The organism is Hymenobacter arizonensis (assembly GCF_900115775.1).
GTDB classification, from domain to species: Bacteria; Bacteroidota; Bacteroidia; order Cytophagales; family Hymenobacteraceae; genus Hymenobacter; species Hymenobacter arizonensis.
Genome location: NZ_FOXS01000007.1, coordinates 231,609 through 245,452 on the forward strand (window position 1 = coordinate 231,609; position 13,844 = coordinate 245,452).

General features: G+C 61.0%; 8 protein-coding genes. 1 reads left to right on the forward strand and 7 read right to left on the reverse strand.

What is annotated here, in order from left to right:
* Positions 1–6 precede the first annotated feature (6 nt).
* The 7 genes from BMZ66_RS21150 to BMZ66_RS26165 all read right to left on the reverse strand — a co-directional run bounded on the left by BMZ66_RS21150 (position 7) and on the right by BMZ66_RS26165 (position 12,610).
* Complete coding sequence (locus BMZ66_RS21150; RefSeq protein ID WP_092678140.1) at positions 7–1,053, reverse strand: adenylate/guanylate cyclase domain-containing protein; 1,047 nt, start codon at positions 1,051–1,053, stop codon at positions 7–9.
* 91 nt (positions 1,054–1,144) lie between these two features.
* A complete protein-coding gene (locus tag BMZ66_RS21155) occupies positions 1,145–1,522 on the reverse strand; it encodes a response regulator (RefSeq protein WP_092678142.1) in 378 nt (125 codons plus the stop codon).
* A gap of 50 nt (positions 1,523–1,572) precedes the next feature.
* Positions 1,573–3,567: a tetratricopeptide repeat-containing sensor histidine kinase gene (locus tag BMZ66_RS21160; RefSeq protein ID WP_234795194.1), complete on the reverse strand. Its 1,995-nt coding sequence runs from the start codon at positions 3,565–3,567 to the stop codon at positions 1,573–1,575.
* 667 nt (positions 3,568–4,234) lie between these two features.
* Positions 4,235–5,629, reverse strand: a complete 1,395-nt coding sequence (locus BMZ66_RS21165) for an ATP-binding protein (RefSeq protein ID WP_234795195.1) — start codon at positions 5,627–5,629, stop codon at positions 4,235–4,237.
* 289 nt (positions 5,630–5,918) lie between these two features.
* Positions 5,919–8,105 carry an ATP-binding protein gene (locus BMZ66_RS25860; RefSeq protein ID WP_214607042.1) on the reverse strand — a complete coding sequence of 729 codons (2,187 nt, stop codon included), beginning with the start codon at positions 8,103–8,105 and terminating at the stop codon, positions 5,919–5,921.
* A 32-nt stretch (positions 8,106–8,137) separates the two neighbouring features.
* Complete coding sequence (locus BMZ66_RS21175) at positions 8,138–10,183, reverse strand: ATP-binding protein (RefSeq protein ID WP_177204839.1); 2,046 nt, start codon at positions 10,181–10,183, stop codon at positions 8,138–8,140.
* Positions 10,184–10,363: 180 nt separating this feature from the next.
* A complete protein-coding gene (locus BMZ66_RS26165) occupies positions 10,364–12,610 on the reverse strand; it encodes an ATP-binding protein (protein ID WP_143080326.1) in 2,247 nt (748 codons plus the stop codon).
* A gap of 610 nt (positions 12,611–13,220) precedes the next feature.
* Between BMZ66_RS26165 and BMZ66_RS21185 the strand changes: the two genes are divergently transcribed.
* A complete protein-coding gene (locus BMZ66_RS21185; protein WP_092678146.1) occupies positions 13,221–13,841 on the forward strand; it encodes an HD domain-containing protein in 621 nt (206 codons plus the stop codon).
* Positions 13,842–13,844: the final 3 nt, after the last annotated feature.

Here is a 13,844-nt window from a genome sequence, read left to right on the forward strand (position 1 = left end):
GCCAGGCTACTCCACTACTTCGTAAATCTTCACGGCCTTAGCCTTGTTTTTGAGGGTTACCTCGCTCACAAACTCGCACTGAAACGACTCTTTTACCTTTAAGTACACGGCTTCGCTGATGATAATCTGCCCTGGCTTGGCCGCCGACTGCAGGCGTTGCGACATGTTCACCACGTCACCAATCACCGTGTAATCCAGACGCTTGAGCGAGGCCGAGCCGATGTTACCGGACACCACCTCGCCGGTATTTACCCCAATGCTGACTTTGGGGCGGAATTCAATACCAGCGGGCAGCGGCGTGCCGCTTTCCTGCAAGGCCGAGCGCGCCGAAAGGGCCGCGTCGATGGCCCGGTCCAGGTGGTGCTCGCCGCGGAATACGGCCATCACGGCATCGCCCATAAACTTGTCGACGTAGCCGCCCTGGGCAATTATCTCCTTCACCATCAGGTCGAAGTAGGTATTGAGCAGGCTCACTACGTCGGTCGGCGCCATCTTCTCGGCCAGGGACGTAAAGCCACAGATGTCGAGAAAAACCACGGTGGCTTCCACGGTTTCGCTGGCCAGCAGGCGGTTTTCGAAGTCGGGGCGCGTCATGAAGTTGAGCACCGTCTCGTCGACGTACATCTTGAGGATGTTGTTTTCCTGAATGGCGCGCAGGGTGTCGCGCAGCTGGCGCACCTGGTCGGCGGTTTTCTCAATGGTAACCTCCAGGTCGGTGAAATCGACGGGCTTCACCACAAAGTCAAAGGCGCCGCGGTTCATGGCGGTGCGCAGGTTGCCCAGGTCGCCGTAGGCCGACACGATGACCGTTTTCATGGCCGGGTGCTGGGCGTGGGTGTGCGTGAGCAGCGTGAGGCCGTCCATCACGGGCATGTTGATGTCGCTGAGAATCACATCCGTGTCGGGGTTCTCGCCAATGCGTTCGAGGGCCTCCTGTCCGTTGTTGGCGAACACAAACTCGTACACGCTTTCGCGGATTTTGCGCCGAAACTTCTGCTTAATAAGCAGCTCGAGGTCGGCCTCGTCGTCGACCACCAGAATTTTCGTCTTCATAGAGTGTAGTTGTTGGTTGCCAGAGGCCGGACTGCGGGCGCGGAAATCAGTTTCTGCCACTCACGCCCCGTCTGCCCCGACAACTGCTTTTTTACGGCAGTAGCTGCAGCAATTTATCCTTGAGCACCCCAAAATCCACGGGCTTGGTCAAAAAATCATTCGCTCCCAGCGCCATGGCCTGCTGGTAGCTTTGGTCATCGCCGTAGGCCGTAATCATCATCATGGTGGTGGGGGGCATTTCAAACTCCTCTTTCACGTAACTCAGCAGCTCCAGGCCGCTCATGCCGGGCATGTTGATGTCGGAGAGAATAATGAGCACCTCGGAGTGGTGCGCGCGCAGAAACGTGAGGGCTTCTTCGCCCGAGAAGGCGAAGCTGAAGCTTAGCTCGCCACTGCGGATTTCGCGACGGAAGCGCTGCATAAACAAGTCGCGCACATCGGTTTCGTCGTCAACAACCAGAATTTGCATGTTCGATTTTTCAGAAATTAGGCTGGTGCCAAAGGTAGGGCGGCGCGGGCTCAGACGGGCAGCGTCAGCACGAATTGAGTGCCCTCGTCTTCCTCGCTCTCCACGGCCAGCGTGCCGCCGTGCCCGGTGGTCACGATGTCGTGGCTCAGCGAGAGGCCCAGGCCCGTGCCTTCGCCTACGGGCTTGGTGGTGAAGAAGGGCTGAAATATTTTGGCCTTCACCTTCTCCGGCATGCCCGTGCCGTTGTCGCCGATGCGGATTTCGACCCCGCCGGGCACGGCCTGGGTGCTCACCGTCACGGCGGGGCGGTAGGCCGGGTCGGGGCTCTGCCGCTGGCGCTGCTGCACGGCATGGAAGGCGTTGGTAAACAAATTAATCAGCACGCGGCTCAAGTCTTGCGGCACCACCGACACCGCGGGCAGCGCAGGCGCGAGCTCCGTGCTGAGCTCCGCGGTGAAGTCCTTTTCCTTGGTGCGCAGGCCCTGGTAGGCCAGGCGCAGGCTTTCCTCCACCAGGGCGTTGAGGTCGGTGGCTTCGCGCTGGCCCGTGCCGGTGCGCGAATGCTCCAGCATGCCCTTGATGATGGACGTGGCCCGCTGGCCGTGCTGGCTGATTTTCTGTAGGTTTTGCTTGAGCCCGGCCAGAATTTCTTGTTCCAGGCCCGCGTTGCGGGCGGGGTCGCGGTGGTCGCCGGCTATTTCGTCCACCAGGTCGGTGCTGACTTCGGCAAAGTTCTTCACGAAGTTGAGCGGGTTTTGCAGCTCGTGGGCAATGCCGGCCGTGAGCTCGCCCAGGAAAGCCATTTTCTCGCGCTGCACCAGCTGGTCCTGGGCCGTTTTCAGCTCGGCCAATGACTGCTCCAGGGCTTCTTTGGCGCGCTGCTGTTGGCTGGCGTGGCGCCCCAGCAGCGCCGTGAGCGCCAGCAGGCCAATCACGCCACCCACCAGGGCGTAGGTGCGGTAGCGCGACTTGAGGGAGGCTTCGTTGGCGGCGGCTTCCTGGGCGCGCTGCTGCTCGCGGTAGTTCAGGCTTTGCAGCCGCATCACCTTCTCCTGGCCAAACAAGGTGTCTTTCATCACCAGCATCAGGCTCTGATATTTTAGGGCGCTGTCGGGCCGGTTGCGGGCCTTGAAGTTTTGGGTGAGGAGCGTGCTGGCGTTGAGCACGCCCCGCAGGAAGCCGTTGGTTTGGGCCGCCTGGCAACCCACGCGGGCATAGTAGATGCTGGAGTCGAGGCGGCCGGTTTGCTGATACAGCGTGGCCATGCCCACGTTGGCAAAGTTGAGGCTGCGCAGGTGCCGCACCTTGTTCGACTCGGCGATGCTTTCGCGGTAGAAGGCGCGGGCCTCCTTCATTTTTCCCTCCTTCCGGGCCACGTTGCCTAGCCCGTACAGAATATAGTTGGTGGGCGTGCGGATGCGGCGGGCCAGGGCATAGGCCCGCTCCTGGTACATGCGCGCCGAATCAAGCTCATTGAATAGGTCGTAGGCCAGGCCAATGTTGCTCAAATCTATCACCATGCGGCGCTCGTCGCGCAGGGCCTCGCCCAGGCGCAGGGCCCGGAAGTAGTAGGCCAGCCCCTGCTCCCGGTCGCGCAAGTACACGTAGATAATGCCGATGCTCCGCAGGTTCTGGGCTTCCAAGGCACGGTCCTTGGTGGCTTTGGCAATGCGCAGCGACTCTTGAAACAATTCCAGTGAGCGGGCAAGGTTACTCTCGCGCAGGGCCGCCCCCAAACGGTTCAGGGCCTCGCCCTCGCCGTGCGGGTAGCCAATGCGGCGGGCCAGCGTTAGCGCCTTGATGGCGTACACGGCCGCCGAGTCGGTGCGCTGGGTCCAGAGCTGGTCGCTGATTTGGCACAGCAGTATTACGCGCCGGGTATCGGCCTGGGGCTGCGCCAGGAGTTGGCGCAGACTGTCCACGGTCCGGCTTTGGGGCATGGCCGGCGCCGGCAACGCCGTTGCTTCCGCACCCACACAGACTGTCAGCCACAAGCTCATCGCTAGGACAAGCCGGCCAAATGCGTGGGAAGCAGAAAAAGGCATGGTATTAATGGTCAATAAATTACAGCTTAGGCAAGCAGATAACAAACTCATTGACAATGTCATTGACGCTGCCCACCGTGAGCAAACCGGCGTGTGCTTTGGGTGTCGAAGCCCGTCCTATAAGCGCAGGCCTACGCCCTCACTAAGGGCTTGGATAAAGAAGGGCCAGCACGTATTTCGTTGCACGCTGGCTAACAGGTCTTGAACCGCCCGAGCCGGGCTTTGCCCGCTTCAAACTGACATGCTGGTTGTATCAACCTGACTAACGGCTACGCTGTTTTTTCAAAGTGATGCTTGCCGCAGCAAAGTTGTTCACAAAATTGAGATAATCTTGCAATATATAGGCAATAAGGTTGAGTATTTCGCAGGAAAATGACAAACCACTGAATAGACCCAGCTTTTGTTAGCTGGTGCGTAGTTCAATACGACGGCCGTGTCAGGTTGAGCTTTACTGCAAAACTTACTTTACAAAACGGTAAAGAAGTCCGGTGACTGGGTTAGTGTAAGTCAGACTAATGCATCTGGAAGGCGCAGCAGTCCCTGCCGGTGCCAATGGCACAGGATTTTAGCTCGCTGCTAGCGACCCTTTACAATTAAATTATAATAAGTTGAGTTACTATCCAGCACTAAGCACACCCACGAAATAGGCAGAACAGCCTGCAATTGATTAGCTGCCTTGCTTGATAGGCAGGCTAATCAGAAACTCCGTGAATTCTCCCTCCTTGGAGGTGACGGTGAGCGTGCCGCTGTGCCCCTGGGTCACAATATCGTAGCTCAGCGAAAGGCCCAGGCCGGTGCCTTCGCCGCTGGGCTTGGTGGTGAAGAAGGGCTGGAATATTTTTTGCCGCACCGCTTCCGGAATCCCGAGGCCATTGTCCCGCACCCGAATCTCGACCTGGTCGCCCCGCTGGCGGGTTTGCACGGCCACGGTAGGCGCATAGCCGGCTTCACCCTGCAATTGGCGCTGGCGCACAGCATAAAAGGCATTGCTGAACAGGTTGAGCAGCACCCGGCCCAGGTCGGGCCCAATGGCTTCGACCAAGGGCAGGTCGGGCGCGAAATCATCGCGCAGGGTCGCGTTGAAGGACTTGTCTTTGGCGCGCAGGCCCTGGTAGGCCAGGCGCAGGTACTCGTCGGCCAGGTGGTTGATGTTGGTGGGCTGGCGCTCGCCGGTGCTGGCGCGGCTGTGCTCCAGCATGCCCTTCACAATGCTGGCGGCCCGCTGCCCGTGGTGGTGAATCTTTTGCAGATTCTGGGCAATGTCGTCGAGCAGCTCGGCTTCCAACCCGGGGTCGCGCTGCGGGCGGGCCTGTTCTTCGCGCAGCTCGGTCAGCATTTCCACGCTCACATCGGCGAAGTTGTTGACGAAGTTGAGCGGGTTTTGAATCTCGTGGGCAATGCCGGCCGTGAGCTCGCCCAAGCTGGCCATTTTCTCGGACTGTACCAGCTGGGCCTGGGTGGTGCGCAGCTCGGTGAGGGCCGTGCGCAGTTCCTCGGCCTGAAATGTGAGGGCGGAAGTGCGTTCGGCCACCAGCCGTTCCAGCTCGGCGTTTTGGGCTTCGATAAGGCGCTTGGCTTTCTCCTCTTCTTCGCGCAGCAGCCGCTCTTTTTCCAGCGCTTTTTTTAGGTTGCGTGCAATGATGGTGAAGGTAATCAGCCAGATAATGGCAAAGCCCTGGGTGGTATCCAGCACCTGGTCGAACTCCTTGGGCAGGCTCCCGTCGGAATCAGACAGCAGAAATTCAACGGTTTTATTTAGCAGAAACGGCGCTAACGCCAGCAGCAGCATCCGGGCCGGGCGGTAGTCGCGCACGGCCACCAGCACGGCCGCTACGGTGAACAGCACAATCAGCCAGTAGGCGTCGGCGAGCGCTGAGCCATTCACCTTGAAGATGGCCGTAATCAGGACCAGGGCCACCATGGGCGCCCAGATGTAGCTCAGGGCTTTGTTCCAGCGCGGCAACCGGTTGGGCAGGTCCAAAAATTGGCGTAGTACCCGCACTATCAGCACGGCCACCCCCGCCAGCATGATGAGTTGACCGTAACTGGATGAGTTTGCCATTGCAGAGAAGAGGCTGAGACAGAAAAAAGCGTGCGAACTGTATTGCGGAAAGCTAACTCAGGCGGGGCCGCCCGGCAGCTAAGCCGCGCCGGTAGCCGGCAAAACGGCTAGCGCCCGGCACAAAGCAGTGGCGCCAAGATACTATTCGGCATATAAATAAGTCCTCGCGTACATGTTGGGCTTTCGCGCGGCCAGCGTCCGGGCTTCTAGTTTTCCAGCGCCAAGCACTGGCCACCGGGCCAGGCCTGCGGCTCCGCACGGGCGCATTCAGAGGCGGCCGCGCCCCGCTTCAGGCCGGCAGGGTAATAATAAACTCGCTGCCTTCGCCCTCGCAGCTTTCCACGGTGAGCGTGCCGCCGTGGCCTTTGGTCACGATGTCGTGGCTCAGCGAAAGGCCCAGGCCCGTGCCCTCGCCCGCTGGCTTGGTGGTGAAGAAGGGCTTGAACACGTTTTCTTTCACGTCCGCAGCCATGCCAATGCCGTTGTCCCGCACCCGGATTTCTACCGACTTACCATGAATCTGCGAGGTGCTTACGGCCACGGTGGGTTGGTAGGGCAGTTGGAATTCATCGCCGGCCGCTACCAGGGCCTGCTGCTGGCGCTGGCGCACGGCGTAGAGCGCGTTGGTGCAAAGGTTGACCAATACACGGCCCATGTCCTGGGTTACTACGGACACTAGTTTCAGGTTGCGGTCAAATGCCTTGTTGAGCGTCGCGTCAACGCCTTTGCCTTCGGCTTCCAAGCCTTCGTATGCCAAGGTGAGGGATTCGTCGGCCAGGGCGTTGAGGTCGGTGGGCACGCGCTGGCCCGTGCCCGAGCGCGAGTGCTCCAGCATGCCCTTGATGATGGACGAGGCCCGCTGCCCGTGCTGGCTGATTTGCTGCAGGTTCTGCTTCAGCCCGGCCAGTATCTCGCCCTCCAGCCCGGCGCCAACTCCTACTTCCTGCGGGTCGGCACTCATGCCGTCTACCAGCTCGGAGCTGACTTCGGCGAAGCTTTTCATGAACGCCAGCGGGTTTTGCAGCTCGTGGGCAATGCCGGCCGTGAGCTCGCCCAGGAAGGCCATTTTCTCGGCCTGCACCAGCTGCGACTGCGCAGTTTTCAGCTCGCTCAGGGCCAGCTCGGCGCGGTCGCGCTGGCCGGCTACCTCTTGGGTGCGGGCGGCTACCTGCTGTTCGAGCAGCTCGTTTTGGGCCGCCAGAAGGGCCTGCTTTTCCTGCTGCTGAGCCAGGGCTTGCTGCGAAAGCTCTTGCACCTGCTGCAGCTTCACGAGCAGCAGCTCGCTGTTCGAGGCAAACTCGCGGGCCAGAAACAGCGAGATGCCCAAAGCCGGAAACAGGGCCATCAGAGTCACCAGCGTAGACGATACCCGAAAGGAAATCTGGGAGTTGGTGATAATCAGCATGGCGTAGATAAACGCGCACACCAAGGCCCCCACGAAGCCGGCTGCAATCAGGCCAGCTCCCCGCTGCCGCTGCCGCAACGCCCGCATGGTGAGCCGCAGCTGCTCAGCACTGGCCAGGGCCACAAAGCCAAAAAAGGCAAAGGAATACGATGTCATCACCGAAAACGAGGTCAGCTGCGTGAACTCGCTCAGCACTAGGCAAACCACAAGCGCCATCCACAGGCCAGTATAGATGCGCCCCGTAGAAAACCTGAACAACGCATAAAGCGCCCGCACGGCCCACATGTAGCTCATGAGCAGGAACACATCGGCCAGCATCCCCAGGGCCAGGGTGGCGGCCATGCCTTGGGCGCTCCAGCCAGCGTACAGTCCCAGAAACCCCAGAGCGCCGGTGCCGGCATAAATGGCGAAGTAGAGGTTGGCCCGCTGGGCAGGGTTGTAGCGCAGAAAGAACAAGTGCAGCAAGCTCAGCAGCAAAAACAGCGAAAAGGCCGCGAAGCTTGCCACTGGCACCACCGTCCGCTCCACGTTGCGCCGCAGCAGGCCGGGCAAGCCCGTGATGCGGACCCGCATGAAGTTGATGTTGTCCTTGAACCACGCCAGCGGGGGCCAGGCCGCAAACCGGATGGCCAGCACCTGCTCGGTGGGGCCCGTGAAATGCACCTCCAGCGGGTCGGCGGTGAAGCCGGCGGGCTGCACCTTGTCCGGGGCCCCGTTCACCACGCCGTAGCGGTGCAGCAGCCGGCCGTTGAGGTACACTTCCGAAGCGCAGGTTTGCTGAAACAGCAGCACCAGAGCGCGGGTCCGGAGGCTATCGGGCACTTGCAGCCGCAGCCGCAGCCACCCAATGGGGGCAGCCTGCACTTGGGGCAGCAGTTGGGGGCGTTGGTTGGGGTTGATGGGGGCCCAGTCGCGGTCGTCGAAATCGGGCTGGGCCCAGGCGGGGTCGTCGCCGGCCCTGAACTTCCACCCCTGGTCGAGCACCACGCCCGTGTTGGGCACGCTGCTTAACACGGGCACCGCAGCGCCGGGCACCTGCTGCGCCCGTAAGCCTGTCCCAACCAGCAGCATTAGGAGTAAAAGAGTAAGGAACCGAAGCACGGCTAAGCTGGTAAAGTGATAACAAACTCGGTGCCTTCGCCCTCGCGGCTCTCCACGGTGAGCGTGCCGCCGTGGCCCTTGGTCACGATGTCGTGGCTCAGCGACAGGCCCAGCCCGGTGCCCTCGCCAATGGGTTTGGTGGTAAAGAAGGAATGGAAGATTCTCTCCTTCACGGCTTCGCTCATGCCCGTGCCGTTGTCGCGCACCCGGATTTCCACCGACAGGTCGAAGTTCTGGAAGGTGCTCACGGTTACGGCCGGCACGTAGGGCACCCCGGCGGCCAGGGCCTGCTGCTGACGCTGACGCACGGCGTATAAGGCATTGGTGCAGAGGTTGAGCAGCGTGCGGCCCATGTCCTGGGCCACTACTTCCACAACATCTAGCCCGGGGTCAAAATCGCGGCCCAGCTTGGCCTGGAAAGTCTTGTCGTCGGCGCACAGGCCCTGGTAGGCCAGCATGAGCGACTCTTCGGCCAGGGCGTTGAGGTCGGTGGGCACGCGCTGGCCCGTGCCCAGGCGGGCGTGCGCCAGCATGTCGTTGATGATGGAGGAGGCCCGCTGGCCGTGCTGGCTGATTTGCTGCAGGTTCTGCTTCAGCCCGGCCATGATTTCCTGCTCCCGCTCGGCGGTTCCCAGGCGACCGGCCGGGCGCTTGGCGCCGTCCTGGCTGAGCATGGCCACGCTCACCTCAGCAAAGTTTTTCATGAAGTTGAGCGGGTTTTGCAGCTCGTGGGCAATGCCCGCCGACAGCTCGCCCACAAAGGCCCACTTCTCGGCTTGCACCAGCTGCCCCTGGGCGGCATGCAGCTCGTCTTGCTGCTGCTTGAGCAGGGCGTAGGCACGCCGCTTCTGGCCGTTGCTGCGCCACAGCACCACGCTCAGGCCGGCCACCGCTCCCAGGCTCATCAGGGCGCCAATCAGGAACCATTGCTGGGCGCGGTTTTGCTTGCGAATGAGCTGGCTGTTCTTGGTAAGCAGACCGATTTCCGCTTGCTTTTTGGCTAGCTCGGCCCGGTATTGCAGCACGGCCGCCCGGCGCTGCAAGTCACTGCTATTGAGGCTGTCTTTGTAGGCGCTAAACAGCTGCTCGTATCGGTAGGCATCGGCGTAGCGCCCGAGCTTGGCCGAAGCTTGGGCCATTACTTCGCTGGCGTCGCGGCTCTGGCTTTTGGCGCCGCTGCGCTGGGAAGTCAGCAGGCTTCGGCGAGCGTAAACAAGGGCGCTGTCGGGCCGGCCGGTGTGCAAAAACACGCGGGAGAGCAACAGTTCTGCGCGGGGCATTTCGCCCAGCAGCTGCAGGCTGGACGCCCTCATCAGGCTGCGCTTGGCGTAAGCAAGCGCCTGCACGTAATGCTTCTGCCGCTCGGCCATCTCACCGATGTTGATTTCCTCAAAGAGCAGCCCGGCTTGGTTGTTTGTCTGCCGCGATATGGCAAGCTCCGCTTCATAGCTGCGCTGGGCCTCCGCCCATAAGCCCTGCACGCGGTAGAGGTCGCCGAAGCCGGAGTGCGCGTTGCCCACACTCAGCAAATCGCCCGATTCCCTGGCATACTTCAGCCCCCGGCTCAGGTATTGTTGCGCGTGGCTGTACTCGCCCAGCAGCGTGCTGGTGATGCCGAGCCGGGTGTTCAGAAAAGCCATCCACTTCCGGTCGTGCTGGGCTTCGGCTAGGGCCAGGCCGCGCAGGTTTGCGGTCAAGGATTTGTCGTACATGCCCTGCTCCGAAAAAGTAGAAGACAGGTTATACAAACTCCGGGTTTGCCCCAGGCGGTTGCCCGTTTGTGCAAAGCCCGCCCGGGCTTGCTCAGAGTAGGTTTCGGCTCGGTCGTACTCGCCGCGGTGGCGGTAGTAAAACCCGAGGCCCAACTGGGCCTCGGCCATGCCAGCGCGGTAATTGAGCTGCTGGGCCAAGGTTAGGGCTTCCTGAAACAGTGCGGCCGATTCGTCGGCTACTGTATTGCGCAGCTCCATGGCCAAGGCGTTGAGCCGATTGACCCGGCCCGTGTCCGCATGGGGGTAGGACTGTAGTTTGAGGCGCAATTCTGCCATCGATGTTTGCGCGAACAAACCCATTGGCAGTACCCAACTCAGCAGACAAAGCAATAAAACCCTACTCATTCAACACAAAGAAACTTCGAAATGAGCAGCAACGCGCTATTTTCAACCTGAAAAGCTCTTATTCCAAGATGTTTTTTACTCCTGATGGGTACAGCGGTCCAATCCTGGCACTTAATCACTGGGCAGCCGGATAATAAACTCGGTGCCTTCGCCCTCACGGCTTTCCACGGTGAGCGTGCCGCCGTGGCCCTTGGTCACAATATCGTAGCTCAGCGAAAGGCCCAGGCCCGTGCCCTCGCCCGCTGGTTTGGTGGTGAAAAACGGCTGAAATATTTTGGCTTGCACGGCCTCACTCATGCCCGTGCCGTTGTCGCGCACCCGGATTTCCACCGCCTGCCCGGCAATTCGGCGGGTGCTCACGGTCACGGACGGTTCGTAATAGGGCTCGGACTCCTGCCCGGCCGCCACCAGGGCCAGCTGCTGGCGCTGGCGCACGGCGTATAGGGCATTGGTGCACAAGTTGAGCACTACCCGGTTCATGTCCTGCGCCACCACCGGCACCAGCCCCAGCTTGGGGTCAAAGTTCGTGACCAGGCTTGCGTTGAATGATTTGTCGTTGGCGCACAAGCCTTCGTAAGCCAGCGTAAGCGACTCTTCGGCCAGGGCGTTGAGGTCGGCGGGCACGCGCTGGCCCGTGCCGGAGCGTGAGTGCTCCAGCATGTCTTTGATGATGGAGGAGGCGCGCTGGCCGTGCTGGCTGATTTGCTGCAGGTTCTGCTTCAATCCAGCCAGGATTTCGCCTTCCAGACCCTCGGCGCGGCCACTGGCCAGGCCCTCGCCGTGCATGTCGTCGACGAGGTCGGTGCTGACTTCGGCAAAGTTCTTCATGAAGTTGAGCGGGTTCTGTAGCTCGTGGGCAATGCCGGCCGTGAGCTCGCCCAGAAAAGCCATTTTCTCGGCCTGCACCAGCTGCGATTGGGTTTGGCGCAGCTGAGCCAGCATGCGCCGCTTCATGAGCAGCTGCTGGTAGATGAACACGCCCAGGCCCGACAGCAGCACTACGACTGCCAAGGCACCCAGCAGCAGCAAGTTGCCCAAGCGCAGCCGCTCGGCCTGCACAGCCTGGGCCTGGCGCAGGTCGTTAATCTGAGCATTTTGGGCCTGCTCGACCCGCTCGCCTTCGTACTGGGCGACGTGAAAGGTATTCTGGGCGAGGTTAAACGTATCCATCAGGGCGATGTAGGCACTGGAATAGCGCTGCGCCTCGGCGGGCCGGCCGCGCGCTTCATAAAACGCGGCCAGCTGCTGCAGGTACTTGGGCCGAAGCCGGTCGAGCTTGGCGGCCGTGGCCTTGCGGTAGGCCCGCAGCCAGTGGGTTTCGACGCGGGCGTAGTCGCGCTGGGCCGCGTAGTATCGGGCCCAGGTGGCATCAAGCTCGAACTCCCCGGGCTTGTCGGACATGGCCAAATCCAATGAGTCATCGAGCTTTTGAGCCCGCTGCAACAGCTGGCCTGCGGGCTGAGGCTGCTCCAGGTGCAGCAGCACGGCCGCTTTCTGCACCAACGCATGCGCCTGGTTCATGCCTTCTTCGCTGACTTCGGTGCGGCGGGCGGCCAGGGCCGAATCCGACGATTGCAGGGCTGCCTGCAACTGGCGCTGCTGCAAGTAGAGCTTGGAAAGGGTGACGAACGTAAATACCCGGTTGTGCCCCTGCACCCGCCGAAACTCGGGCAGGGCCAGGGCCTGGCTCAGGTACTGCACGGCCTTATCGGTGTTGCCCCAGTCGGCGTAAATAGAGCCGGTGACGAGCAGCTCATTTACGTAGAGCGTGCGGCTGAACTGCAGCGCCATGTCGGCCGCGCGCAGGCTGCTGTTGATGGCCCGGTTGTAGTCGCCGGTGCGTCGGTAATAATTGCCCTGCGAGAGGTAGCACGCCGCAATGTTCTCGGTGTTGCTGCGCACGCGGTAGAAGGCCAGCTTATCATCGTAATACTGCTTGCGCGCCTCCATGGCCCCCAGCCGATTGAAGAGCACAACCAGGTCTGTGAGCAGCCACGGAATGGGCCGACCTACGCGGTCAAATTCAGTTATGGCCAGCTTCATGCTGTCGAGAGCAGCAGCGGCGGCATTTTCCTTTGGCCAGAGCACCATGCCCGCCCGCAAGCGGCGGTAGGGGGCCTCGTCGAGCGCCTGCACGCGTTGGTTCAAGGCCAGCAGCTGGTCGAGCAAGGGCAGGGCCTGCGGGTTGGTGGGGTGCAGGTCGAGCAGGTGCACCAGGGTGCGCAGGCGGGCCGTATCGGTGCGCTGCTGGGGCAGCGACCGGAGCAGTAAATCGTAGTCCGTATCCCAATACTGATGCTGAGCCAGCAAGGGCCCATGCATCAGCCAAACCGCCAGCACCGTCAATATCCATTTCATGAGCAGAGGCAGGGCTTAAGAACTGAAAGAGACTGCGCCGGTCCGTATGCTCCACTTCTGCCCTGCACCGGCTCCGCGCAACCTTCGCAAATGAGGTTCAACTGTGCAAATCATGAAGGTAGAGATACAGAAAAAAGGATAGATACTGCCCGGCCTGTCTGGCCATTGTGCCGGGCTACAACCCAAAGCCAGGTTCCCATAACGAACGCAGCTTTCGGTATTGCAAAGATTGACAAATCCGTGCATCTGTTTGCACTCAGTTTGGTCAGCTTTGAAGCTCCGCAATAGACTGCAAGATAATTATGAATCCGTCGATAGCTGAATCTCAAGCCGAAAGCTTCTTTTTCTATCAAAATTCAGAAGATTATATATTATTTTTAAAGCGAATCATTTTTAAAGCCCCATCCATTCCACTATTCAGAATGCCCCGCCGCCCAAATTTGCCCCTGCCGTAGCGGTCTAATGCTAGCCGGACTTGGTCATAATTGGCGCCCAAATCCAACCGATGGCACATGCACAGGCACAGCCGGTGGCAGGCGCCGTTTTCGCTTCATTTTTTCATTACTTGCGTTGCCAATGTGCGGGCCCAGCAGCACCCGCGCCCACTCGCATGCACTCCCAGGCCGCCGAAGACTTTATCCTGAATGCCCTGCGGCGTGGCCTCTCCCCCACCCTGTACTACCACGGCCTGCACCATACCCTCGACGTGACGGAGGTGGCCATGGAGCTCGCCACCGTTGAAGGCGTAGACGACGCCGAGGCCTTGGCGCTCCTGCGCATGGCAGCCCTCTACCACGATGCCGGCTTTTTGCACGCCTACCAGGGCCATGAAGCCCAGGGCTGCGAGCTGGCCCGCGCCACGCTGCCCGACTTCGGGTATAGCTCCGGCCAAATCGCCCAAATTTGCGACCTGATAATGGCTACCCGGTACCCGCAGGAACCCCATAGCGCCCTGGCCGAAATCCTCTGCGATGCCGACCTCGACTACCTCGGACGGCCCGATTTCGAGCCCATTTCCACCAGCCTTTTCCACGAGCTGACGGTGCGCCAGCTAATTGCCAATGAGCGGGCGTGGTTTGAGCTTCAGGCCAGCTTCCTGACCCACCACCGCTACTGGACGGCCACCGCCATAGCCCGGCGCGCAGCCCCCAAACAACTACGGCTCGACCACATCCGGAAGCTGCTGGCCAACTGGCCCGCCCCCGACGAACCCACCGAAGGCCCGGCCTGAAAA